This is a genomic window from Actinospineispora acaciae DSM 45401 (assembly GCF_000620785.1).
In the GTDB taxonomy this organism is placed as follows: domain Bacteria; phylum Actinomycetota; class Actinomycetes; order Mycobacteriales; family Pseudonocardiaceae; genus Pseudonocardia; species Pseudonocardia acaciae.
This window is the reverse complement of record NZ_JIAI01000001.1, coordinates 1361958-1385452: the sequence shown is the minus strand read 5'-3', so window position 1 is coordinate 1385452 and position 23495 is coordinate 1361958. Positions and strand designations below refer to the sequence as shown.

Genomic DNA, 23495 nt, shown 5'->3' with positions numbered 1-23495 from the left:
GCCCCTAGCCACTCACGGCCTCTGACCAGGCGAGACTGGCCACCCGGGCGGGGTCGAGGGGGAGCGCGCCGACCGAGCCGGGCAGTTCCAGGGCGTCGCGGACCGCGTTGGCCACCGCCGCGCCGGCCGCGGTGATGCCGCCCTCGCCGGCGCCTTTGACGCCGAGTGGGTTGTCGGGGGAGGGGGCGTCCTCGCGGAGGACGGTGGTCACTCGCGCGGGCATCTCGGCGGCGGTCGGGATCAGGTAGTCCATGAAGGTGGCGGCGGTGGGCTGGCCGGCGTCGTCGTAGCTGAACCGCTCATAGACCGCCCCGCCCAGGCCCTGCGCCACGCCGCCGATGAGCTGGCCCTCGACCAGGGCCGGGTTCAGGGCACGGCCCACCTCGTAGGCGACCAGGTAGCGCCGCACGTCGACCTTGCCGGTGTCCGCGTCGACCTCGACCAGCGCGGCGTGCACGCCGTAGGGGTAGGTCATGTGCGCGACCTCGAACCGCCTGCGCATGGCCAGCCCCGGCTCCTCACCGGGCAGCAGGTGCGGGCTGCCGGGCGAGCACGCCTCGGCGACCTGGGCGAGCGCGAGCCCCGACCCGGGGGTGCCCGCCACCGCGAACCGGCCGTCGTGCAGCTCGACGTCGCGGGGGTCGGCCTCCAGGAGGCGGGCGGCCACCTCGCGGGCGCGTTCCACCACCGCCAGGGCCGCCACGTGCACCGCCGAGCCCGCCACCACGCTGGAGCGGCTGGCCCACGAGCCCATCCCGAACGGCTGCAGCTCGGTGTCGCCGTTCACCACGTCCACGTGTGCGGCGGGGACCGTCAGCACGGCGGCCGCGACCTGGCCGAGCACGGTCTCGATGCCCTGCCCCAGGGAGGTGCCGCCGGAGTGCACGCTCACCCGGCCGGAGGGGTGCACGATCACGTCGGCGGTCTCGTGCGGTCCCAGGCCGCTCTTCTCCAGGAACATCGCCAGCCCGTAGCCGACGCCTCGGCGCGCCGCCGCCTCGGCCCGCCAGTCCTCTGTGCGCGAGCGGGCCAGCTCCAGCAGCCCCGGGTAGTCGCCGGCGTCCAGCACCACGTCGGTGCGCAGCGCGTGGATCGGCCGCCGGTGCGGCAGCTCGGCCGGGGTGAGCAGGTTGCGTCGGCGCAGCTCGATGCGGTCGATGCCGAGCCGGTCGGCGGCCACGTCGAGCAGGTGCTCGCGGGCGAACGTGCCCTCGTAGCGGCCCGGCGCGCGGTAGGTGCCGCACGGCGTCTTGTGGGTGAGCACCACGTCGGCGCGCCCGGAGTAGGCCGGCACCCGGTACGGGCCGGGCAGCATGGACACCGACAGCTCGGGCACCATCACGCCGTGCGTGCGCAGGTAGCCGCCGTTGTCGTGCACGATCCGGTCGCGCAGCGCCAGCAGCCGCCCGTCCTCGGTGAACGCGGCGGCGATGTGGTGGGTCTGGTCGCGGGAGTGGTTGAGCGCGACCAGGGCCTCGGCGCGGTCCTCGGTCCACTTCACCGGCCGCCCCAGCCGCCGCGCCAGCCACGGCACCAGCAGGTCCTCCGGGTAGAACTCGCCGCGCGCGCCGAACCCGCCGCCGACGTCCATCGGATACGCCCGGATGCGGTGCGCGGGCATGCCGAGCATCCCCGCCAGCACGTCGCGGTTGAACACCGGCACCTTGGTGAGCCCCCAGATCTCCAGGGAGTCGGTGCCCGGGTGGTGCTCGGCCAGCAGCGCGCGCGGCTCCAGGGGAACGGCCGCGTGCCGCTGCACGCCCAGGGTCAGCTCCACCACGTGCTCCGCCGCGGCGAAGGCGGCCTCGGTGGAGCCGTACTCGGCGCGCACCGACATGATCGGCTCCGCCGTGCCCGGATCCAGCAGCACGGGCAGCGGCTCGACGTCCACCTCGACCGCCTCGGCGGCGTCCTCGGCCAGGTACGGGTCCTCGGCGAGCACCGCCGCGACCGGCTGGCCGACGTAGCGCACCTCGTCGACCGGCAGCACCGGCTGCAGGCAGCCGTCCGGCTCGTCGCCCCTGGGCATCCGCATCGGGATCACCGGCACCTCGCCGAGGTCCTTGGCCAGCTCGGCGGCGGTCACCACGTCGATCACTCCGGGCATCCGCCGGGCCGCCTCGGCATCGATCCGGACGATCCGCCCGTGCGCGTCGGCGGAACGCACCAGGCGCAGGTGGGCCTGGCGGACGCGGTTCTCGTCGTCGGCGAACCGCCCCCGGCCGCGCAGCAGGCGGTCGTCCTCCCGACGCAGGGTCATCCGCGTGCCCGCTCGTCCGCCGTCTCCTTGATGGCCTCGACGATCCCCTGGTAGCCGGTGCAGCGGCACAGGTTGGACGCCACCAGCTCGCGGACCTCCTGTTCGGACGGCTCCGGATACTCCGCGAGGAACGCCTCGGCGAGCATCAGGAACCCGGGCGTGCAGAACCCGCACTGCAGGGCGTGATGCCGGGAGAACGCCCGCTGCAGGTCGGACAGCTCCCCACCGCGCGCGGCCAGCCCCTCCACCGTCCGTACAGACCGACCGTCGGTCTGTACACCGAACACCAGGCACGCCCGCACCGGCGAGCCGTCCACCAGCACGGTGCACGCCCCGCAGATCCCGTGCTCGCAGCCCAGGTGCGTGCCGGTGTAGCCGAGGTCGTGGCGCAACATGTCGGCCAGCGTGCGGCGGGACTCCACCGACACCTCGTGCACGGTGCCGTTCACCGTCACCGAAACCTGGTGCAGGTCCTTCATGCGGTGCGCTCCTCGGTCCGAAGCTGAGGCCGGGGGGACGACAGCGCGGCGAGCACCGCCTCCGCCCGGACGGGGATGGTGTCCAACTCGACGCCGGTGCCGCGCAGTGCGTCGTTGACGGCGTTGAGCACGGCGGCCGGGGCGCCGATGGTGCCGCCCTCGCCCATGCCCTTGGCCCCGGTGACGCTGAACGCGCACGGCGTCTCCAGGTGCTCGACGTCGACCACCGGGATCTCGGTGGCGGTGGGCACCAGGTAGTCCATCAGCGTGGCGCTGCTCGGGGTGCCGTCGGAGTCGTAGTGCAACGCCTCGTACAGCGCCGCCGCGATGCCCTGCGCCACCCCGCCGCGCACCTGCCCGTCCACCACCATCGGGTTGATCACCACGCCACAGTCCTCCACCACCAGGTAGCGCAGCAGCCGCACCGCGCCGGTGCCCGGGTCCAGCTCGCACACCACCCCGTGGGTGGCGTTGGAGAACGTGCCCGACCCGTCCACGTCGAAGCTGGCCCGCTCGGACAGCCCCGGAGCCTCGCCCGGCGGCAGCCGGTGCGCCTGCAGCAGCGCCACCCGCGCCACCTCGGCGACCGCCATGCCGGCCCCGGTGCCGCGCACCAGCGCCTGCCCGCCGGCCAGCTCCACGTCGTCCGCATCGGCCTCCAGCAGGTGCGCGGCGATGCGCCGCACCTTCGCGGCCAGCCGCCCGGACGCGCCGCGCACCGCCGCCCCGCCCACCACCGCCGAGCGGCTGGCGAACGTGCCCCAGCCGTACGGGATCACCTCGGTGTCGCCCTGCCGGACCCGGATCCGGTCCGGGTGCAGGCCGAGCTGGTCGGCGGCGATCTGCGCGAACGTCGTCTCATGCCCCTGCCCGTGGTTCAACGTCCCGCTGGTCACCACCACGGTTCCGGACGCATCCATCCGCGCCTCCGAGATGTCGTAGCCGGGCACCATGTCCATGGCCCGCGCGGCGAACGCCCCGGTGCCGTACCCGGTGCGCTCGTTGAAGCAGGCGTACCCGATGCCCAGCGGCGCCCCGCCGTCCCGGCGCCGGTACCACCCCTCCGCGCGCAGCAGCTCGGCGCACCGCTCCAGCGACTCCCGGTACGAGCCGGGGTCGTAGGTGATCCCGTTGACCCCGGTCCACGGGAACTCGTCGATCAGGTTGCGCCGGCGCACCTGGAGCGGGTCCAGCCCCAGCTCGCGGGCGATGCGCTCCATCAGCCGCTCCATGACCAGCACGATCTGCGGCCGGCTGACGCCCCGGTACGGCGCGGTCGGCGGCTTGTGGGTGGCCACCGCGCGGGACCGCACCCGGTACCGCGGCACCCGGTACACCCCGGGCAGCTCGTGCGCGGCCATCAGCGGCTCCACCCCGCTGGTGAACGGGAACGCCGAGTACGCGCCGACGTCGCAGCGGATGTCCGCGTCCAGCCCGAGCAGCGTGCCGTCGGCCGCGACGGCCGCCCGCACCCGGTACTCCTGCTCGTGGCCGTGGAAGCTGGCCGTCAGGTTCTCCTGCCGGTCCTCCAGCCACACCACCGGCCGGCCGGTGCGCAGCGCGGCGGCGGCCACCGCCACCTCCTCGCGCCCCACCACGCACTTCATCCCGAAACCCCCGCCGACGTCCGGGACCACCACCCGCACCTGCCGCTCGGGCAGCCCCAGCGACCGGGCCACCGCCGTGCGCACCTGGTGCGGCACCTGGGTCGAGACGTGCAGCACCAGCTGGTCGTCCGGCTCGTGCCACTCGGCCAGGCAGCCGCGCCCCTCCAGCGGCAGCGCGCTGACCCTGGCACTGGCGGTGCGCAGCTCGACGACCCGCGCGCCCGCCGCCGCGAACGGGTCTCCAGGACCGCCGGTGCCGAAGGACGGGTCGTCGAACGGGTGGACGTCGAGCATCGTGTTGTCCGCCGCGCCGGCGTGCACCCGGGGGGCGCCGTCGGCGAGCGCGGCGTCCAGGTCGGCCACGGCGGCCTCGGGCTCGTAGTCCACCAGCACCGCCTCCGCCGCGTCCTCGGCCGCGTAGGCGCTGTCCGCCAGCACCATCGCGACCGGCTCGCCGACGTGGCGCACCCGGTCGCGGGCGAGCACCGGCATCGCGGTCGGCACGAACTCCGGCCGCTCCAGCACCGCCGTGAGGTCACCGGCGCCCAGCGCGTCCGCATCGAACACCTCCGCACCTCGCGGCAGGTCGGAGGCGTCCACGGCGGTGACCCGGGCCGAGGCCATCGGGCTGCGCACGAAGCAGGCGTGGCGCGGCGCGACCCGGGCCAGGTCCCCGACGAACCGCCCGCGCCCGGTGAGGAACCGGGCGTCCTCCCGCCGGGGCAGCCGGGCACCGACCCAGCTGCCGTCCGCACCCATGCTCGGCTCGGTCATCGTGCGACCGCTTCGCGCAGCGCGCGCAGCACCAGCGTCCGGGTCAGCCGGCGTCGGTAGTCGGCGCTGGCGTGGGCGTCCGAGCCGGGCTCGATCGCGCGCGCCGCCGCGTCCGCCGCGGCCAGCCACAGGTCGTCGGCGGGCGAGGCATCGGTGAGCACCGCCTCCGCCGCCGGGACCCGCACCGCCGTCGCGTCCACCCCGCCGAGCGCCACCCGCCCGCGCCGGCACCGACCGTCCGCCATGTCCAGCTCCACCGCCGCCGCGACCAGCGCGAAGTCGCCCTTGCGCGGCGCGAACTCGGTCAGCGCGGCGTGCCGTGCCGGCGCCGGGAAGACCACCTCGACCACCGCCTCGTCGGGCTCGGCCGCCGTGCTGAAGTAGCCGCGCAGGAACTCCGCCGCCGGTATCGTCCGCGAGCCCCGGGCGGCGGAGGTGACCACCACCCGCGCGTCCAGCAGCACCGCGAGCAGGCACCACTCCGCGGTGGGGTCGCAGTGCGCGATGCTGCCGCCGAACGTCCCCCTGGTCCGGATCGGGTGGTGGCCCAGGTGTCGCGCGGCGTCGGCGAGCACGGCGAACTCCTCGCCGAGCACCTCCCGCCCGGTCTCCACGGCGTGGTGCGTGGTCAGCGCGCCGATGCGCAGCGCGCCGTTCTCCCGGCGCAGGTAGCTCAGTCCCTCCACCCGGCCGAGGTCGACCAGCGCGGACGGCCGCGCCAGCCGGAAGTTCATCATGGCCACCAGGCTCAGCCCGCCCGCGAGCAGCTTGGCGTCCTCACCCAGCTCGGCGAGGAGCTCCGTCGCCTCGCGCAGGTCACGGGCGCGGTGGTACGCGAAAGCCGCGGGCTTCATGTGGCTCCGATCCGCCGGGGCTGGAGGTTGGTATATGATACGTCAAGTTGTGGCCGCGTCGACCGCGCCGGACATTCTCGAAATCTCGAATTACAGGTGCTCCGCCGGGACCGTTCCCCGATGCTATTCAGCGACTACGCACGACGGGGCGGACCGGATGAACCTCAAAGAAGCATTCATCATCGCGCTGCGTGGCCTGCGCGTGAACAAACTGCGGTCCGCGCTGACCACGGTCGGCATCGTGATCGGTGTGACCGCCGTGATCGTGCTCGTCGGACTGGGCGACGGCATGAAGGCGGGGTTCAACAAGACATTCGGCGAGCTGGCCACCGCGATCATCGTGAACAAGATCGAGGGCTCGGTGCCCGGCGGCGGAAAGGCCCGCGACCTGAAGAACGCCGACGTCACCGCGCTGCGCGACAAGAACCGCGCGCCGGCCATCCGCGCGGTGATCCCGCAGGTCAGCGGCCAGCACATCGCCACAAGGGGGGACGTGCAGTTCCGGACCTCGGTGGTCGGCTCGACGCCGGAGTACCTCAGCGTGAACAACCGGGAGATCATCCTCGGCTCCATGTTCACCGAGGACCACGACAAGGCGGCGGCCAAGGTGGTGCTGCTCGGCCCGAACCCGGTGGCGAACCTGTACGGCGGCAGGGCGGGCGACGCGATCGGCTCCACGCTGCGCATCGGCCGGGCCAACTTCAAGGTCATCGGCGTGGTCAAGTCCGACGGCCACGACGACGACATTGCCCTGATGCCGATGACCACCGCCAGGGCGAACCTGGTCGGCGGCGGCGACACGATCAACGGCATGGCGATCAAGGCGACGAGCGTCGCGGCCGTGCCGGATGCGGTCAAACAGATCACCGAGGTCCTGTCCGAGCGGCACAACATCAGCGACCCGTCCAAACGGGACTTCCACGTCGAGGCGCTGCAGGGTCAGCTGGAGGAGATCACGCAGTTCCTGTTCTTCCTGAGCCTGTTCATCGTCGCGGTGGCCGGCATCTCGCTGATCGTCGGCGGGATCGGGGTCGCGAACATCATGCTGGTCTCGGTCACCGAGCGAACCAGGGAGATCGGCATCCGCAAGGCCATCGGCGCGCCGAGGCTGGCCATCATGAAGCAGTTCCTGATCGAGTCGACGGTGCTGGCCGGCATCGGCGGCCTGATCGGCGTCACGCTCGGCATCGCCATCACCCTGACCGCGGCGGCGATCATCCCCAAGCTGTCGGAGGACTTCGGTGTCCCCGAGGTGTCGGCGCCGGCCATCGTGGTCGCGTTCACGGTGAGCCTGTGCATCGGCCTGATGGCCGGCGGCTACCCCGCGCTACGCGCCGCCAAACTGCAACCCATCGAGGCGCTGCGCTACCAGTAGGACACCGCGAGGGTTACAACCCCGGGCGCCGGTCCGGAGCCAACGACCGCAACACCTCGTCCAGCGTGGAGAACACCACGTCCGAGCCGCCTTCCCAGGAGGGCGTCGGATCGGGCTGGCCCGGCGCGGGCGCCCACAGCCACCAGATGTTGCGCCAGGGATCGAGGATCCGGCCAAGCGTCGTCTCACCGTAGAACGCGGTCGGTTCGGTCACCGTCGTGGCGCCTCGGGTGGTGGCGCGCTCCAGCACCGCCGCCACGTCCCGGACCCACACCTGGAGCAGTCCGGGGCGGGCCGGCCATCCGTCGAGCCGGTCGGCCACCATCAGGTTGACGGTCCCGAGCCTGAGCTCGGCGTGGATCAGCTTGCCGTCGGGCATCGGCGTTCTGGCCTCGGCGGTCTCGCGGACCCCGAACACCTCGGAGACGAAGGTGATCAGGCCGGCGGCGTCGTCAACGATCACGAACGGGTTGAGCACGGCGCCGTCGACCGGGACGGATCGAGCGGGGAGCAGGATGTCGTTGTCCATGCCCCGGATTCTGCGAGGCATTCCGGTCACTTCCTGACCGCTGGCTAGCCGTGCGAGAATCCCTCATCTGGTGGCCCTTGACTGCACGAGTCCGGCACTTCACTATCTCTGAGGTCAAGACTCCGGTCACGTCGAGAGGTGGGCGCCACCATGAGCGGACCTGGCTCGGCTCCGGCGGTGGCGGACGGCCGGCGGTTCGGGGCCGCGCGGCGGCGGGCGATCGTGGCCGGTTCGGTCGGCAACGCGGTGGAGTGGACCGACTGGGTGCTCTACGCGACGCTGGCGCCGTTCATCTCCGGGCGGTTCTTCCCCGGCGACGACGAGACCGTCAAGCTGCTGAACACGCTGGCCGTGTTCGCGGTCGGGTTCCTGATGCGGCCGATCGGCGGCGCGGTGCTCGGCGGCTACGCGGACCGCAGGGGCCGCAAGGCCGGCCTGACGTTGACGATCTCGCTGATGGCCGGCGCATCGCTGGTCATCGCGGTCTGCCCGCCGTACAGCTCGATCGGCGTGGCCGCCCCGGTGATCCTGCTGCTGGCCCGGCTGGTGCAGGGGTTCTCCGCCGGCGGCGAGTTCGCCTCCTCGTCGTCGTTCCTGGTGGAGTCCGCCCCTCCCGGGCGGCGGGCGTTCGCGGGCTCGTGGCAGCAGGTCTCGGTGGGCGCGGGCGCGCTGATCGCGTCGGCCATCGGCGCCGCGCTGACCTGGCTGGTGCCGCCGGGGCCGATGGCGGAGTGGGGCTGGCGGGTGGGCTTCGCGGTGGGCGCGCTGCTCGGGCTGGTCGGCCTGTGGGTACGGGTGCGCGCGGACGAGACGGACGCCTTCACCGCCATGGTGGCGCAGGGCCGGCACACCCGGACGGTCCGCGAGCTGGCCAGGGGCGTGCTCGCGCAGCCGGGCGGGATGCTGCGGGTGGTCGGCATGAACCTGGCCGGGACCATCGCGTACTACCTGTTCCTGACGTACATGCCCGGCTACGCGCACAAGGCGACGGGCATCCCGCTGGACGCCGCGCTGCTGGCGAACACGATCGGCCTGGTCTACTACCTGGCGATGATCCCGCTGGTCGCCCGCGCGGCCGACCGGTTCGGGCGCCGCCCGGTGCTGCTCGCGTTCGCGGTCGGGCTGCTGGCGGTGGCCTGGCCGGCGTTCCGGATCCTGGAGGCCGGCACGTTCGTCGCGGTGCTGGTGGTGGAGGTGCTCGGGCTGACCTGCCTGGCGTGCTACTCGGCGACGATCGCGGCGGTGATGTCCGAGCAGTTCCCGGCCAGGGTGCGGACCACGGCGATGGGGTTCTCCTACTCGCTGACGGTCGCGCTGTTCGGCGGCACCGCCCCGTACGTCACGACGTGGATGCAGAGCCGTGGCCTTGGCGGGCACGTGTGGCTGTACCCGGCGGTCGCGGCCGTCATCGGCGTCGTGGTGTACGCGCTGATGCCCGAGACCAACGACCGGGAGCTGGACTGATGCCGACCGGAACCGTCCCGGCCACCCTCACCGAGCTGGACCGGCGGATCCTGGCCGCACTGGCGGTGCACGGGCGGGCCAGCTGGGCGCACGTGGCCAGGGCGCTCGGCGCGGCGGAGAGCACGGTGGCCCGCCGCGCGCAGCGGCTGATCGACGATCGCCTGGTGCACGTGGTCGGGCTGGCCGACCCGATGCGCTGCGGGCTGGGCCAGTCGCACTGGGTCTACCTGCGGTGCCGGCCCGGCCAGGCGGCCACCGTGGCGCGCGGGCTGGCCGAGCGGCGCGACGCCCGGCTGGTGGTGCGGCTGTCCGGCTCGTACGACATCGTGACCGAGCTGATCGTGCCCACCACCCGGGAGCTGGCCAGGGTGCTCGACGACGAGATCGGGCAGCTTCCGGGGGTCACCGCCACCACCACCGAGACGGTGCTGCGCAACTTCAAGCTGGACTGGGGCTGGGCCGCGCAGGTCCTCGGCGACGACGTGGCCGCCCGGCTGCGACCGGCGGCCTCGGCGACCCCGGACACGAACGAGGTGCTGGAGCTGGACGCGCTGGACCACGCCCTGCTGGCGGACCTGACGGCGGACGGACGGCGGGGCAACGTCGATCTGGCCGAGCGGCACCGGGTCAGCGAGTCCATGGTCAGCCGCCGGATCAACCGGCTCATCGAGCGGCGGGCGCTGGCGTTCGCGCCGCAGATCGACCCCGCGCTGCTGGGCTTCGGCCTGGAGGCGTTCGTCCGGCTGCGGGTCCGCCTCGGCGAGATCGAGGCGGTGGCCGCGAGCCTGTGCGGGCACGCCCCGGTGCGGTACGTGTCGGTCACGACCGGGACGTCCGACGTGAGCTGCGAGGTGGTGCTCGCCGACATCGACGCGCTCTACCGGTTCCTGGCCGAGACGCTCGCCGCGCTGCCCGGCATCAACTCCGTGGAGACCTCCGTCGTGCTGGACACGCACAAGCGGGCCTACCAGAGAAGGGACGTCTGAAGGATGACCGTCGCACGCCGCTACAGCGGTTACCGCTCGTACGACTACCTGGAGGAGGGCACCGACTACCGGTCCTTCCACCTGGCCGCCGACCGCGACCGGGTGCCGGGCCACGAGCTGGGCCTGAGCGACGCGCAGCGGCAGCGGGTACAGCGGATCCTCGACGAGGAGATCGTGATCAGCCTGCACGACCACCCGCACATCTACCCCGACGACATGTCCGAGCTGATCCCGTACGTCAAGACCGGCCGCACCCGCACCGGCTACCGCGGCCTGTCCGAGTCCGGCATGACCGCGGTGTTCGACAACCTGATGGACGGCTACGGCTGCGTGACCAGCTCCGCCGGCTGGAAGTGGGACGACCTGATGGTCGACCTCGGGCTGCGGCTGTGCGACTTCGCCAAGCAGGACTACGTGCGGGTGGCGTACTCGGTCGACGACATCACCGAGGCGCACCGCGAGGGCCAGCTCGCGATGGTGCTGTCCCTGGAGGCGGCCACCGCCATCGAGAACGAGGTGGACCGCATCGACATGCTCTACGGCTTCGGGATCCGGCAGATGGGCGTCGTGTACTCGGAGTCCAACAACCTCGGCTCCGGGCTGAAGGAGCCCGGCGACGGCGGCCTGACCACGTTCGGCCGCCGGGCCATCGAGCGGATGAACAAGCTCGGCATGGCCATCGACGTGTCCCACTCCAGCGACCAGACCTGCCTGGACGTGATCGAGGCGTCCACCGCCCCGGTCCTGATCACCCACGCGGGCGCGCGCGGGGTCTGGCCGTCACGGCGGATGAAGCCCGACGACGTGCTGCTCGCGTGCGCGCGCTCGGGCGGCGTGCTCGGCATCGAGGCCGCGCCGCACACCACCATCTCGCCCGGCCACCGCGCGCACAGCCTCGAGTCCGTGATGGACCACTTCGTCTACTGCGTGGACCTGATGGGCATCGAGCACGTCGGGTTCGGGCCGGACACGCTCTACGGCGACCACGTGGGCCTGCACAGCGCGTTCGACCTGGGCATCCGTCAGGACATGGTGAACTGGCCGGAGTTCACCGAGGTGCCCTACGTCTCCGGCCTGGAGAACCCGACCGAGAACTTCTTCAACATCGTCGGGTGGCTGGTCCAGCACGACTACAGCGACGACGAGATCCGCGCGGTGATCGGCGGGAACGTGCTGCGGGTGCTGAACCAGATCTGGTGACGGCTACCAGCGCCCGCCCTGCTCCCAGTACGTCCTGATGTCCTCCAGCGGGCGGTACCTGGTCTCCGGTGCGAGCCGGTAGACGAACGTGATGGCGATCGCGGACAGCACGAAGAACAGGGCGAAGACCCACACGCCGCCCATCGACGCCATCGCGTTGGGGAAGAACAGGCCGATCACGATGTTGCCGAACAGGTCGGCGGCCATCAGAACGGACCCGCCCACGGCACGCATCTGCGCCGGCATGCTCTCGGCGGCGTAGACCCACACCAGCGCGCCCCATCCGAACTGGAAACCGATCAGGAACAGCGCCACCCCGATGAAGCCGAGCACCTGGGCCGTACCGGACGCGAACGCGATAACCATCACGACGTTCGCCGCCAGCATCACGCCGATTCCGGTCATGAGCACCGGGCGCCGGCCCCACCGATCGACGACAAGGAATGCCACTATGACCGCGACCAGGCCGATGACCTGAAGCATTGCCGCGCCGAGCAGCGCACCCGAGGTCGTCTTGAAACCGACGTCGCGCATGATGGACGGGCTGTAGTAGACGATCGCGTTGATGCCGGTGAGCTGGACGAGCAGGCCCAGCCCGACGACGAAGACGCCGGCCTTGCGCAGCGGCGGGCGGAACAGCTGCCGGAACCGCCCGGACTCGACGGCCCGCAGGTCCTGTTCGATCGCGGCGACCTGCTCGTTCGGGTCCTTGTCCGGTTCGGCGTTGCGCAGCGTGTGCAGCGCCTCGTCGCGCCGGCCCTTCATCAGGTACCAGCGCGGGGTGTCCGGCAGGTTGTACAACAGCGCGATGGCCAGCAGCCCTGGCAGCGCGCCGATGCTGAGCACCAGCCGCCAGCTCTCGGTGGCCGACAGCGCGACGGCGACGATGTAGGACACCGTCAACCCGACCACCGTGGCTACCTGGAACGTGACCAGCGCGGAACCTCGGATCGTCGCCGTGACCGACTCGGCGATGAACTGCGGCGCGGCCACGATGGACACCCCGACGACCAGCCCGAGCACCAGCCTGATCGCGGTGAGCGACCAGGCATCGACCGCGGCGCCCTGCAGCGCCGACAGCACCAGGAACCCGACGGCGATGGCCATCATCGAGGGCTTGCGCCCGATCGCGTTCGCGATCTTCCCTCCGGCCAGCGCGCCGAACAACGTCCCGACGGGCACCGCCGTGACGACAATGGATTTCGTCAACGGCGACAACCCGAGCTGCGATTCCAGGTAAAGCTCCGCGCCGCCGATGGAGCCCTGGTCATATCCGTACACGAATGCCACGGTGGCGGCGCCGTAGACGACTCTTCGAGCGGGCCCAGGTATGCCGCGCGCGCTGTCGAAGAGACTTGATATACCGGTGAATGCCATCTCTGTTCCCCCTCGAAACCGATGACTTGGCAGGAAACGTACAAGGTTTCGAGGCTGTGAGCCAGACCACTGCAATGCCCGATCGGCATGGACGGTAGCCTGCCGGCGGCACTGACACGCGGGGGATTGCGGTGGGGGACACGCCGGACGCCGATCCGGCCGACAGATGCGCGGTCGACGCGCGGGAGGCGCAGGGCGTCCAGGTCGGCGACGGCAACACCCAGTACATCTACGTCTACAACGGCACCCCGTCCGACGGCGTGGGGCCGCCGCCGCTGGCCATCGGGCCAGGCGAGTCCCCGTACCGGGGCCTCGGCGCGTTCGACCAGGCGGACGCGGCGTTCTTCTTCGGCCGGGAGGCGGCGGTGGAGGAGCTCCGCGAGCTGGTCGCCGCCCGGCTGGACGACCCCGGGCCGCTGGTCGTGTCCGGTGTGTCCGGCGCGGGCAAGTCGTCGCTGCTGCGCGCCGGCGTGCTGCCCCGGGTGCGGCGGGCGGGGCTGGCCGGGGCGCCGGACGCGTCGACGTGGCCGTCCCTGATCCTCACGCCGACCGAGGCGCCGCTGAACGAGCTGGCGGTGCGGATCGCCCCGCTGGCCGGCACCGACGCCCCGTCCGTGCTGCGGGGCCTTGGGACCGACCCGGCCTCGTTCGCGCTGGTCGCGTGCCAGGCTGTGCACCGGACTGTGCACCAGGCGGAGGCCGGCCGGCTGCTGGTGGTGGTCGACCAGTTCGAGCGGCTGTTCACCCAGTGCACGGACGATGCCCAGCGGCGCGGCTTCGTCACCGCGCTGCACGCCGCGTCGGCCCGGGCCGCGCTGGTGGTGCTGGTGGTCAGGGCCGACTTCGAGGCGCGCTGCGCCGACCACCCGGAGCTGACCTCGGCGGTGCGCAACCGCTACCTGGTCACCGCCATGACCGAGCGGCAGCTGCGGCTGGCCATCACCGAGCCGGCCGCCCGGGCCGGTTCGAGCGTCGACGGCGACCTGGTCGAGGAGCTGTTGGCGCGGATGCGCGCCGGGTCGGCCGGCGCCGGCGCGCTGCCGCTGCTCTCGCACGCCCTGGACCAGGCCTGGCGCAGCCGGGCCGGTACCGCGCTGACCCTGGCCGACTACGAGCGCACCGGCGGCGTGGAGCGGGCGGTCGGGACCACCGCGCAGCGCGCGTACGACTCGCTCACCGCGGGACAACAGGCCCAGGCGCGGCGGGTGTTCACCCGGCTGGTGGCGACCAGCCCCGACGGCGTGGACACCGCCGACCGCGTCGCCCTCGCCGACCTGGTCCAGGACGGCTCCGACGAGTCGGACGAGGTCACCGCCGTCCTGGAGGCGTTCACCGCCGAGCGGCTGCTGACCATGGCCGCCGGAACCGTGGAGATCAGCCACGAGGTCTTGCTGACGTCCTGGCCGCTGCTGCGGGACAGTTGGTTGGCCGAGTCGCGCGCGGACCGGATCGTCCGGACCCGGCTCGGCGCGGTGGCCGAGGAGTGGGCCGCCGGGTCCCGCGACCCGGCCTACCTCTACCGGGGCAACGTGCTCGACGAAGCCACCGCGACCACCGAACGGATCCGGGCCGATCCCCGCCAGACGCCGCTGGGCCACAACGAGCGCGAGTTCCTGCGGGCCAGCGTCCGCGCGCGGCTCCGCACCACGCGACGCCGCCGAGCCCTCACCGCGCTGCTCGCGGTGCTCGCCGTCGGGTTCGCCTCGGTCGCGGTGGTCGCGGTGCGGGCCAACCAGGCCAGCGTCCACCAGCGCGACGCCGCGATCGCGACCCAGCTGATCACCCGGAGCCAGGCGCTGCGGGACACCGACCAGCCCATGTCCAAGCTGCTGAGCGTGGCGGCGTGGCGCATCAACCCCACCGCCGAGGCGCGCCACCCCATGCTGTCGGCCGCCACGCTGCCCTGGAGCGGCACGCTGCCGGGGGGACGCGGCCCGGTCCAAGAACTGGCGGTCAGCGCGGACGGCCAGCTCGTGGCGGAGAACAGTTGGAGCGGGCCGGTGCAGGTGTGGGACGCCCACCACCGGCGCCCGCTCGGCCCACCCCTCGCGGGCGACGCCGGCGAGGTGCACACCCTGGCGTTGAGCCCCGACCACCGCATGCTGGCGACGGTCGACCACTTCGTGCGGCTGTGGGACCTGGACCGCCACCAGCAGGTCGGCATTCCCTTCGCCGGTGCGCCGTCCATCGCGCCATCCGCCGTGCTTTTCACCCCGGACTCCCGGACGCTGATCGCGCAGTGGGTCGACGGCACCGTACGGCTCTGGGACGTCGCTACGCAGCGAGAAGTAGGGAATCAGCGGGGCGGCCGTAGCGACGCGATGGCCGTCAGCCGCGACGGCGCGACCTTGGTCTCCGCGGGGTGGGACGGCACCGCGCGGCTGTGGAACCTGGCCACCCGGCAACCAATTGGGCAACCCTTGATCGGTTCGCGCGGCGCGCTCCGTTCGGTCGCGCTGAGCCAGGACGGTCGGGCCGTTGCCGCCGGCGCCGAGGACGGCACGATCCAAGTATGGGACGCCACCACCGGACGGACGATCGGCGCCCCGTGGACCGCGCACCGGGGCATGGTGCTCGCGCTGGCGTTCAGCGCGGACGGCCGCACGGTGGTGTCCTCGGGTGAGGACGGCGCGGTGCTGGTCCGTGAGGTGGCGACCGGAGAACAGCTCGGCACCCCGCTGGCCGCCCCGTCGGGGACCGTCTACTCGACGGCGGTGAGCGCCGACGGCGGCGTCGTGGCCATCGGCGGCAACGGCGAGATCCGGCTGTGGGACACCCGGCCGCACCGCCAGATCGGTGCCCCCGTCCGGCCGCCGAGCGGCTTCAGCGGTGTGGCGGCGCTCGCCCCGGACGGACGGCTGCTGGCCACCGGCGGTGACGACGGCATCGTGCGGCTGTGGGACACCGCGACGCGCGCGCCGGCCGGCCCTCCGCTGGCGGGTCCGGGCGCCCGCGAGGTCCTGGCGATGGCGTTCAGCCCCGACGGCCGCGCCCTCTACGCCGGTGACCGCGGCGGCACGCTGCGCGCCTGGGACGTGGACAGCGGCACACTGACCGGGACAGTCGCCGCCGTCCCCGACCGTCCCCTGCTCAGCCTGGCCGCCGGCCCGGGCCGAACGGTGGCCGCAGGCGGCCACGGGAACGGCAGCGCGCGGGTGTGGGACGTCCCCGGCGCGCACGCGCTCGACCCGCCATTGGGCCCGCCGGACGCACCGCAGGACCGATGGCCGCTCAACTCGCTCGCCTGGAGCTCCGACGGGAAGGTGCTGGCGACCGGGGGGCGAAGCGGCGGCCTGCGACTGTGGGACGCGGCCACCCACGAGCAGCTCGGTCCGACACTGCACGGGTCCACCAGCGAGATCACCTCGGTGGCCTTCAGCGCGGACAACCGCTGGGTGGTGACCGGCGAGGGCGACGGCGACATACGGCTGTGGAACGCTGTGTCCCACGAGCAGGTCGGGGAGCCGCTGCGGGGTCATCAGGGCGAGGTCAGGTCCGTAGTATTCAGCCCGGACGGGCGGACGCTGGCATCCGCAGGCGGGGACCGGACCGCGCGGCTGTGGGACGTGGCCACCCACCAACAGATCGGCCCGCCGCTCGCCGGCCACCAGAATGTGGTCAACACCGTGCTGTTCTCCCGCGACGGCCGCGTTCTGATCACCGCCGCCGCGGACGGCACCGTCCGGCAGTGGTCGGTCGACTACCTCGACGACGTGCCCGCCTGGCTGTGCGACCAGCTCGGCAGGTCACTGACCCCGGCCGAGTGGGAGCGGCAGGTGCCACCCGGTCCCGATTTCCGGAACGTCTGCGACTGACCCTGGACATCCCGTCGATCGGCGGCCTACCTTGCCTCCAGGTCGGGTGTAATACCTCACATGTGACACCGAGGGCGGATGCCATGTCACAGGCGCTGGGCAGCGAGACGCTGCGCAGCCAGGCCGGGCGGGTGCTGCGCGCGCAGATCATCGCCGGGCTGCTGGCGCCCGGCGAGCTGTACACGATCAGCGCGATCTCCGAGGAGCTGGAGGTGTCGGCGACCCCGGTCCGGGAGGCCGTCTCGCAGCTGGCCGCCGAGGGGCTGGTGACGCTGGCCCGCAACCGCGGCTTCCGGGTGCGGGTGATCACCGATCACGACCTCGACGAGATCCTCCAGCTGCGCACGATGCTCGAACCCGCCGCCGTCGCCGAGATCGCGCAGCGGGGCCTGCTGGTCGACGAGCAGTCACTGCGCGCCCTGGCCCGGGAGATCTCCGCGCACGCCGCGTCCGGCGACCTGGTTCGGTTCCTGGAGGTCGACAGGCGGTTTCACCTCGGCGTGCTCGCCTGCCTGGGCAACGAGCGGTTGCTGCAGGTCGTCGGCCAGCTTCGGGACCACACGCGGCTCTACGGGCTGCGCAAGGTCGAGGGCACGGGGGCGTTCCAGGCGTCGGCGGACGAGCACGAGCGGCTGCTCGACCTGGTGGCCCAGCACAAGGCCGACGACGCCCGGGCGCTCATGATCGCGCACCTCAGACACGCTCGCGGCATCTGGGCCGGGAGGTCCGAGTAAGGAGGACGGTTGAGCTCATCGGCTGACTACACGATCGCGGTGCTCGGCGGCGACGGGATCGGGCCGGAGGTCACCTCGGTCGCCCAGGCGGTCCTGGATGCCGGGCTGCGCGCGGCGGGGCGGACGGCTGAGTTCGTGCCCGGCCTGCTCGGTGGCGTGGCCATCGACGCGGTGGGCACCCCGCTGCCGGCCGAGACCGTCGAGCTCTGCCGGCGCTCGGACGCGGCGCTGTGCGGCGCGGTCGGCGGCCCGAAGTGGGACGAGCTGCCCTATGCACAGCGACCAGGGACCGGGGGACTGCTCCCGATCCGGCGCGACTTCGGGCTGTTCGCGAACGTGCGGCCGGTGCGGAACCTGGTGCCGGCCGGCAGCCCGCTCGGTGAGGTCGGGTTCGACTTCGTGGTGGTCCGCGAATCAGCCGGCGGCGCCTACTTCACCGCGACCCGGGGGCAGGACGTCGTACAGGGCCAGCGGCACGCGTACGACCTGATCGAGTACCGCGCGGACGAGATCGAGCGGGTGGTGGACTTCGCCTGCCGGCTCGCCCGGTCCCGGAACAAGAAGGTCACCTCGGTGGACAAGGCGAACGTGCTGGAGTCCAGCGTGCTGTGGCGCTCGGTGGCGTCGGAGGTGTTCGCCCGCTACCCCGACCTGGAGGCGAACCACCTCTACGTCGACAACGCCTCGATGCAGTTCGTGATCGACCCCGGCCAGTTCGACGTGGTGGTCACCGAGAACGTGTTCGGCGACATCCTCAGCGACATCGGCGCGGGGCTGATGGGGTCGCTGGGGCTGGCCCCGTCCGCCACCCTCAACGACGAGCGGTGGGGCCTGTACGAGCCGGTGCACGGCACCGCCCCGGACATCGCGGGCACCGGCGTGGCCAACCCGATCGCGGCGGTGCTCTCCGCCGCCCTGCTCGCCCGGCACTCGCTCGACGAACCTCGCGTGGCGGCGGCGATCGAGCGCGCGGTCGAGGCGGTGGTCCTCGCCGGGGACCTGCCGGCCGACCTCGCCTCGGACCGGGCCGAAGTGCTGTCGACGGAGGAGCTGGGAGCGCGGCTGGTCGGCGAGATCGGCGGCAGGTAGTGAGCCCGCGCAGCCTGTTCGACCGGGTCTGGGACGACCACGTGGTCGACGTGGCCGACGACGGCACGACACTGCTCTACGTCGACCTGCACCTGATGGACGAAGTCACCCCGCCGCAGGCGTTCGACGGGCTGCGCCAGGCCGGCCGGGCGGTGCGTCGCCCCGAGCTGACGCTGGCCACCGAGGACCACAACGTGCCGACCACGGGCATCGGGCTGCCGATCGAGGACCCGGCGTCCGCCGCGCAGGTGTTCGCGCAGCGCGCCAACTGCGCCGAGTTCGGCGTGCCGCTGCACTCGCTGGGCTCCCCGTCGCAGGGCATCGTGCACGTCATCGGCCCCGAGCTGGGGCTGAGCCTGCCCGGCATGACGATCGTGTGCGGCGACTCGCACACCAGCACGCACGGCGCGTTCGGGGCGTTCGCGTTCGGCATCGGCACCAGCGAGGTCGAGCACGTGCTGGCCACCCAGACGATCACTCAGCGGCGCCCGCGCACGATGGCGGTCCAGGTCGACGGCTCGCTCGGCCGAGGGACCAGCGCGAAGGACCTGGCGCTCGCGGTCATGGCCGAGCTGGGCACGGGCGGGGCCGGCGGCCACGTCATCGAGTACCGGGGGCCGGCGGTTCGGGCGCTGTCCATGGAGGCCCGGATGACGTTGTGCAACATGTCGATCGAGGCCGGCGCCCGGGCGGGGATGATCGCGCCGGACGAGACCACGTTCGAGTACGTGCGCGGGCGGCCGCACGCGCCCCGCGGCGAGCGGTGGGAGCAGGCGCTCGCGCACTGGCGGACCCTGCGCACCGACGACGGCTACGCCTTCGACCGGACCGTCCGCATCGACGCCGCCGACGTCACCCCGTTCGTCACCTGGGGCACGAACCCGTCGCAGGTCGCGGCGCTGTCCGGGCACGTCCCCGCGCCGGAGGAGCTGGCGGGCGGGCGGCGGGAGGCGGCGGAGCGGTCGCTGGCGTACATGGGCCTGCGGCCGGGCACGCCGATGCGGGAGATCGACATCGACGTGGTGTTCCTGGGGTCGTGCACGAACGGCCGGCTGGAGGACCTGCGCGCCGCCGCCGACGTGCTGCGCGGCCGGCGGGTGCGCCCCCGGGTGCGGATGCTGGTGGTGCCCGGCTCGTCGCGGGTGCGGGCCGAGGCCGAGGCGGAGGGGCTGGACGAGGTGTTCCGGCGGGCCGGTGCGCAGTGGCGCGGCGCCGGCTGCTCGATGTGCCTGGGCATGAACCCCGACCAGCTCGGCCCCGGCGAGCGCGCGGTGTCGACCTCGAACCGGAACTTCGAGGGGCGCCAGGGCCAGGGCGGGCGCACCCATCTGGCGTCGCCGTCGGTGGCGGCGGCGAGCGCGGTCGCGGGGCGCCTTGCCTCTCCGGGCGAGTTGGCGCCGGTATGAGACTCGACCTGCTGCTCCGCAACGCCCGGGTGCGCACGCTCGATCCGGACCGTCCGGCCGCCAGCGCGGTAGGGGTGCTGCACGGGCGGATCGTCGGCGTCGACGAGGACGTCACCGAGCTGGGCGCGCGCACCGTCGTGGACTGCGACGGCGCCACCCTGGTCCCCGGCTTCGCCGACGCGCACAACCACATGGCCTGGTTCGGGCTCTCCCTCGCCGAGCTGGACCTGAGCACCACCGCGAGCATGGCCGACCTCTACGACGCGGTGGCCCGCCGGGCCGCCGGGCTGCCCTCGGACGCGTGGGTGATCGGCGCCGGCTACGACGACTTCGCGCTGGGCGGCCACCCGGACCGGGCCGCGCTCGACCGCGCCGGCGGTGGCCGGCCGGTCTGGCTCAAGCATCGCTCCGCGCACGTCTGCGTCGTCAACACCGTGCTGCTCGACCGCATGGGGGTCCTGGACGGCTCGGTGCGGGTGCCCGAGGGCGGCGTCGTCGACCGTGACACCGGGCGGCTGGAGGAGCAGGCCCAGGGCCTGGTCAAGGCGCTGGTCGTGCCGTACCCGGTGGAGGAGCTGGCCTCGGCGGTGGCGCGGGCGGCGCGGCACTACGCCGCGGAGGGGCTGACCCACGTCACCGAGGCCGGCATCGGGGGCGGCTGGATCGGCCACAGCCCGGTGGAGGCCGCCGCGTACCAGCTCGCCCGCCGCCGGGGCGAGCTGGCGCAGCGGGTCGAGCTGATGCCGGCCAGCGACGCGCTGCACCCGCTGCGCGGCCATCCCGACGACGACCTGCCGGTGGGCCTCGACCTGGGCCTGACCAGCGGCTTCGGCGACGACCACCTCCGCATCGGGCCGATGAAGGTGTTCCTCGACGGCGCGCTGAGCAGCCACACCGCCGCTCTCACCGAACCGTTCCGTGACCACCCCGGCGCCGGCTACCTGCAGGACGACGAGGAGACCCTGCGCGCGCTCGTCGTCGCCGCGCACCGCGCGGGCTGGCGGGTCGCCGCGCACGCCATCGGCGACCGCGCGATCGACCTGGCCCTCGACGCGTTCGAGCTGGCGCACCGGCTCCGGCCCCGCCACGACGTGCGCCACCGCATCGAGCACGCGGCGACGGTGCGCCCGGACCAGCTCCCGCGCCTGGCCGCGCTGGGCGTGGTCCCGGTGCCGCAGGCGCGCTTCCTGTACGAGATCGGGGACGCCGCGGCCGACGCGCTGGGACCCGAGCGCGCGGCGACCTTCCACCGACACCGCTCGTTCCTCGACGCCGGGCTGAGGGTCGCGGGCAGCTCGGACCGCCCGTGCGTGTCCACCGGCGCGCCGCTGGCCGGCATGCGGTCCATGGTCGAGCGCCGGACCCGCAACGGCCTCGTGCTCGGACCCGACGAACGGGTCGACGCCGAGACGGCGCTGCGCGCGTTCACCACCGACGCCGCGTACGCCTCGCACGCCGAACACGACCGCGGCCGGATCGCACCGGGGATGCTCGCCGACCTTGCGCTGCTCGACGACGACCCGACCACCGTACCCACCTCCCGCATCGACGACATCGAAGTGCGGGCCACGTTCGTCGGCGGCCGCTGCACCCACGGCGCCGGCAACCTCGACGACCGCACGACAGGTCCGCCGCTCGCGCAAGGAGGCGCCGCGTGAACCAGACAGCCATCCGCCACGACCACGGCCTCGCCCGCCGGATGGCCGTCGCCGCCTACGTCGGCACCGCGCTGGAGGCCTACGACTACTTCCTGTACGGCACGGCGGCCTCGATCGTCTTCAACCGCCTGTACTTCACCAGCCACGACCCCGCCGTGGCCACGCTCGCCGCGTTCGCGTCGTTCTCGATCGGGTTCGTGGCCCGCCCGGTCGGCGCCGCGCTGTTCGGCCACATCGGGGACCGGCTGGGACGGCGCCGCACCCTGCTGGTCACGGTGACGATGATCGGCATCGTCACCGGGCTGATCGGCGTGCTCCCCGACTTCGCGACGATCGGCGTCGCGGCGCCGCTGCTGCTGACCTGCCTGCGGGTGTTGCAGGGCATCGGCGTGGGCGGCGAGTGGGGTGGCGCCATCACCCTGGCCGTGGAGCACGCGCCGCCGTCGCACCGAGGCCGGTACGCGGCGCTGCCGCAGCTCGGTTCGCCCACCGGCCTGTTGCTGTCGTCCGGAGCGTTCAGCCTGGTCTCGCTGCTGCCGCCGGAGACGTTCGACGCCTGGGCCTGGCGGCTGCCCTTCCTCGCGGCGTTCCCGCTGCTCCTGATCGTCGTGCGGATGCGGCGCCGGATCGAGGAGACGCCCGAGTTCGCCAGGCTGGTGGAGCGCGACGAGCGCCGGTCGGTGCCGCTGGTCGACCTGTTCCGCAACTGCCTGCCCGAGCTGCTCGTCGGCGGGGCCGCGTCGATGCTCGGCATCGGCGGCTTCTACCTGATGACCACGTTCGTGATCAGCTACGGCACGATGAACCTGCACCTGTCGCCCGGGCTGATGCTCGCCGCCACGCTGGCGGCGGCGGTCGTGGAGATGGCGGTGCTGGTGGTCAGCGGGCGGCTGGCGGACCGGATCGGGTCCGGCTCCGTGTGTGCCCTCGGCGGGGCGCTCACCGCGGTCGTCGCGTTCCCGGTCTTCGCGCTGATAGACACCCGCACCGCGGTCGGCGTGATCGTCGGGGTGGTGGTCGGGGTGGCGTGCCTGTCGACCACCTTCGCGGTGGCCGGGGAGCTGCTCGCCAGCCTGTTCCCGGCGGGATTCCGGTACAGCGGCGTCGGCGTCGGGTACAACATCGGCGGCGTGGTGAGCGGGTTCATCCCGGTGGTGGCGAGCGCGCTGGTGGCCTGGTCGGGCGGGCGGTCGTGGCCGGCGGCCGTGCTGCTGGTGGCCGTCGCGCTGGCGACCGGGACGGGTGGCCTGCTGGCCCGCCGGTGGGCGTCGGCATGATCGAACCGTTCGTGCGCCACACCGGGACCGCCGTCCCGCTGGCCGTCGACAACGTCGACACCGACCAGATCATCCCGGCCGCCTACATGAAGCGGCTGACCCGGACGGGGTTCGCCGACGGCCTGTTCCGGCGCTGGCGGGACCGCGACCCCGACTTCGCGCTCAACCGGCCGGAGTTCGCCGGCGCCAGCATCCTGGTGGCCGGCGCCGACTTCGGCATCGGGTCCTCGCGCGAGCACGCCGTCTGGGCGCTGCGCGACTTCGGGTTCCGCGTCGTCATCGCGGAGAGCCTCGGCGACATCTTCGCGGTGAACGCGACGAAGAACGGCCTCCTGGCGTTCACCCTGGACCCCGACGAGATCGACGGGCTGCGGCGGGCGGTCTCGCGCCATCCGGCCACCCGGATCACCGTCGACCTCGACGCCCAGGTAGTCCGCCACCACGACCTGGCCCGCGACATCGCCTTCCGGTTCGACCCGCGCGACAGGTACCAGCTGCTGCACGGGCTCGACGACATCGCGCTGACCCTCGCAAAGATCGACCTGGTGGCGCGGTACGAGACGAGGAGGCGCGCCTGGCTTCCGGTCACCGACATGGTTGGGGGTGGGTGA

17 protein-coding genes are annotated in these 23495 nt (G+C 73.1%); 11 read left to right on the top strand and 6 right to left on the bottom strand.

Annotated elements, in window-relative coordinates; translation table 11 throughout:
- Window positions 1–4 precede the first annotated feature (4 nt).
- The 4 genes from N912_RS49920 to N912_RS0106650 are packed head-to-tail and all read right to left on the bottom strand — an operon-like array spanning window position 5 to window position 5974.
- A complete protein-coding gene (locus N912_RS49920; RefSeq protein WP_037062896.1) occupies window positions 5–2260 on the bottom strand; it encodes a xanthine dehydrogenase family protein molybdopterin-binding subunit in 2256 nt (751 codons plus the stop codon).
- A complete protein-coding gene (locus tag N912_RS0106660) occupies window positions 2257–2739 on the bottom strand; it encodes a (2Fe-2S)-binding protein (protein WP_028921835.1) in 483 nt (160 codons plus the stop codon). Before N912_RS0106660 ends, N912_RS49920 begins: the two co-directional genes overlap by 4 nt.
- Window positions 2736–5120, bottom strand: coding sequence for a xanthine dehydrogenase family protein molybdopterin-binding subunit (locus tag N912_RS0106655; RefSeq protein WP_028921834.1), 2385 nt, complete (start codon window positions 5118–5120; stop codon window positions 2736–2738). Before N912_RS0106655 ends, N912_RS0106660 begins: the two co-directional genes overlap by 4 nt.
- Complete coding sequence (locus N912_RS0106650; protein WP_028921833.1) at window positions 5117–5974, bottom strand: FAD binding domain-containing protein; 858 nt, start codon at window positions 5972–5974, stop codon at window positions 5117–5119. The genes N912_RS0106655 and N912_RS0106650 overlap by 4 nt, the downstream gene beginning before the upstream one ends.
- A gap of 157 nt (window positions 5975–6131) precedes the next feature.
- Here N912_RS0106650 and N912_RS0106645 point away from each other — a divergent pair, with 157 nt between their 5' ends.
- On the top strand, window positions 6132–7349 hold the full coding sequence (locus N912_RS0106645) for an ABC transporter permease (protein WP_028921832.1): 1218 nt from the start codon (window positions 6132–6134) through the stop codon (window positions 7347–7349).
- A 13-nt stretch (window positions 7350–7362) separates the two neighbouring features.
- Here the strand turns inward: N912_RS0106645 and N912_RS49915 are convergent, their stop codons facing one another.
- Window positions 7363–7878, bottom strand: a complete 516-nt coding sequence (locus tag N912_RS49915) for a VOC family protein (protein ID WP_051579759.1) — start codon at window positions 7876–7878, stop codon at window positions 7363–7365.
- 150 nt (window positions 7879–8028) lie between these two features.
- On the opposite strand from N912_RS49915, the gene N912_RS0106635 reads away from it, so the two are divergent.
- From N912_RS0106635 to N912_RS0106625, 3 genes are read left to right on the top strand one after another with little or no spacing between them, the layout of a single operon-like run.
- Window positions 8029–9342 (top strand): MFS transporter, encoded by a 1314-nt coding sequence (locus N912_RS0106635; protein ID WP_051579947.1) that lies wholly within the window; start codon window positions 8029–8031, stop codon window positions 9340–9342.
- The gene (locus N912_RS49910; protein ID WP_051579758.1) at window positions 9342–10328 is read left to right on the top strand and encodes an Lrp/AsnC family transcriptional regulator; all 987 of its coding nucleotides are present in this window, start codon (window positions 9342–9344) and stop codon (window positions 10326–10328) included. The genes N912_RS0106635 and N912_RS49910 overlap by 1 nt, the downstream gene beginning before the upstream one ends.
- Before the next feature lie 3 nt (window positions 10329–10331).
- Complete coding sequence (locus N912_RS0106625) at window positions 10332–11528, top strand: dipeptidase (RefSeq protein ID WP_028921830.1); 1197 nt, start codon at window positions 10332–10334, stop codon at window positions 11526–11528.
- Window positions 11529–11531: 3 nt separating this feature from the next.
- On the opposite strand, the gene N912_RS0106620 is transcribed toward N912_RS0106625, so the two are convergent.
- Entirely contained in the window at window positions 11532–12905 is a 1374-nt protein-coding gene (locus tag N912_RS0106620) for a sugar porter family MFS transporter (protein WP_064745161.1), read from the bottom strand.
- Between the two features lie 131 nt (window positions 12906–13036).
- On the opposite strand from N912_RS0106620, the gene N912_RS0106615 reads away from it, so the two are divergent.
- The 7 genes from N912_RS0106615 (at window position 13037) to leuD (ending at window position 23495) form a co-directional block, all read left to right on the top strand.
- Window positions 13037–16720 (top strand): nSTAND1 domain-containing NTPase, encoded by a 3684-nt coding sequence (locus N912_RS0106615; RefSeq protein ID WP_028921828.1) that lies wholly within the window; start codon window positions 13037–13039, stop codon window positions 16718–16720.
- An 83-nt stretch (window positions 16721–16803) separates the two neighbouring features.
- Window positions 16804–17454, top strand: coding sequence for a GntR family transcriptional regulator (locus N912_RS0106610; protein WP_028921827.1), 651 nt, complete (start codon window positions 16804–16806; stop codon window positions 17452–17454).
- Window positions 17455–17463: 9 nt separating this feature from the next.
- On the top strand, window positions 17464–18543 hold the full coding sequence (gene leuB, locus N912_RS0106605) for a 3-isopropylmalate dehydrogenase (protein ID WP_028921826.1): 1080 nt from the start codon (window positions 17464–17466) through the stop codon (window positions 18541–18543).
- Window positions 18543–19949 carry a 3-isopropylmalate dehydratase large subunit gene (gene leuC, locus N912_RS0106600; RefSeq protein ID WP_028921825.1) on the top strand — a complete coding sequence of 469 codons (1407 nt, stop codon included), beginning with the start codon at window positions 18543–18545 and terminating at the stop codon, window positions 19947–19949. The genes leuB and leuC overlap by 1 nt, the downstream gene beginning before the upstream one ends.
- The gene (locus tag N912_RS0106595; RefSeq protein WP_028921824.1) at window positions 19946–21607 is read left to right on the top strand and encodes an amidohydrolase; all 1662 of its coding nucleotides are present in this window, start codon (window positions 19946–19948) and stop codon (window positions 21605–21607) included. The genes leuC and N912_RS0106595 overlap by 4 nt, the downstream gene beginning before the upstream one ends.
- Entirely contained in the window at window positions 21604–22884 is a 1281-nt protein-coding gene (locus N912_RS0106590) for an MFS transporter (protein WP_245645191.1), read from the top strand. Before N912_RS0106595 ends, N912_RS0106590 begins: the two co-directional genes overlap by 4 nt.
- The gene (gene leuD, locus N912_RS0106585; RefSeq protein WP_028921822.1) at window positions 22884–23495 is read left to right on the top strand and encodes a 3-isopropylmalate dehydratase small subunit; all 612 of its coding nucleotides are present in this window, start codon (window positions 22884–22886) and stop codon (window positions 23493–23495) included. Before N912_RS0106590 ends, leuD begins: the two co-directional genes overlap by 1 nt.

What these genes read in the sequence shown, in the direction of transcription:
- N912_RS49920 (WP_037062896.1), bottom strand. Translation starts at nt 2,260, where the DNA reads ATGACCCTGCGTCGGGAGGACGACCGCCTGCTGCGCGGCCGGGGGCGG.
- N912_RS0106660 (WP_028921835.1), bottom strand. Translation starts at nt 2,739, where the DNA reads ATGAAGGACCTGCACCAGGTTTCGGTGACGGTGAACGGCACCGTGCAC.
- N912_RS0106655 (WP_028921834.1), bottom strand. Translation starts at nt 5,120, where the DNA reads ATGACCGAGCCGAGCATGGGTGCGGACGGCAGCTGGGTCGGTGCCCGG.
- N912_RS0106650 (WP_028921833.1), bottom strand. Translation starts at nt 5,974, where the DNA reads ATGAAGCCCGCGGCTTTCGCGTACCACCGCGCCCGTGACCTGCGCGAG.
- N912_RS0106645 (WP_028921832.1), top strand. Translation starts at nt 6,132, where the DNA reads ATGAACCTCAAAGAAGCATTCATCATCGCGCTGCGTGGCCTGCGCGTG.
- N912_RS49915 (WP_051579759.1), bottom strand. Translation starts at nt 7,878, where the DNA reads ATGGACAACGACATCCTGCTCCCCGCTCGATCCGTCCCGGTCGACGGC.
- N912_RS0106635 (WP_051579947.1), top strand. Translation starts at nt 8,029, where the DNA reads ATGAGCGGACCTGGCTCGGCTCCGGCGGTGGCGGACGGCCGGCGGTTC.
- N912_RS49910 (WP_051579758.1), top strand. Translation starts at nt 9,342, where the DNA reads ATGCCGACCGGAACCGTCCCGGCCACCCTCACCGAGCTGGACCGGCGG.
- N912_RS0106625 (WP_028921830.1), top strand. Translation starts at nt 10,332, where the DNA reads ATGACCGTCGCACGCCGCTACAGCGGTTACCGCTCGTACGACTACCTG.
- N912_RS0106620 (WP_064745161.1), bottom strand. Translation starts at nt 12,905, where the DNA reads ATGGCATTCACCGGTATATCAAGTCTCTTCGACAGCGCGCGCGGCATA.
- N912_RS0106610 (WP_028921827.1), top strand. Translation starts at nt 16,804, where the DNA reads ATGTCACAGGCGCTGGGCAGCGAGACGCTGCGCAGCCAGGCCGGGCGG.
- N912_RS0106595 (WP_028921824.1), top strand. Translation starts at nt 19,946, where the DNA reads ATGAGACTCGACCTGCTGCTCCGCAACGCCCGGGTGCGCACGCTCGAT.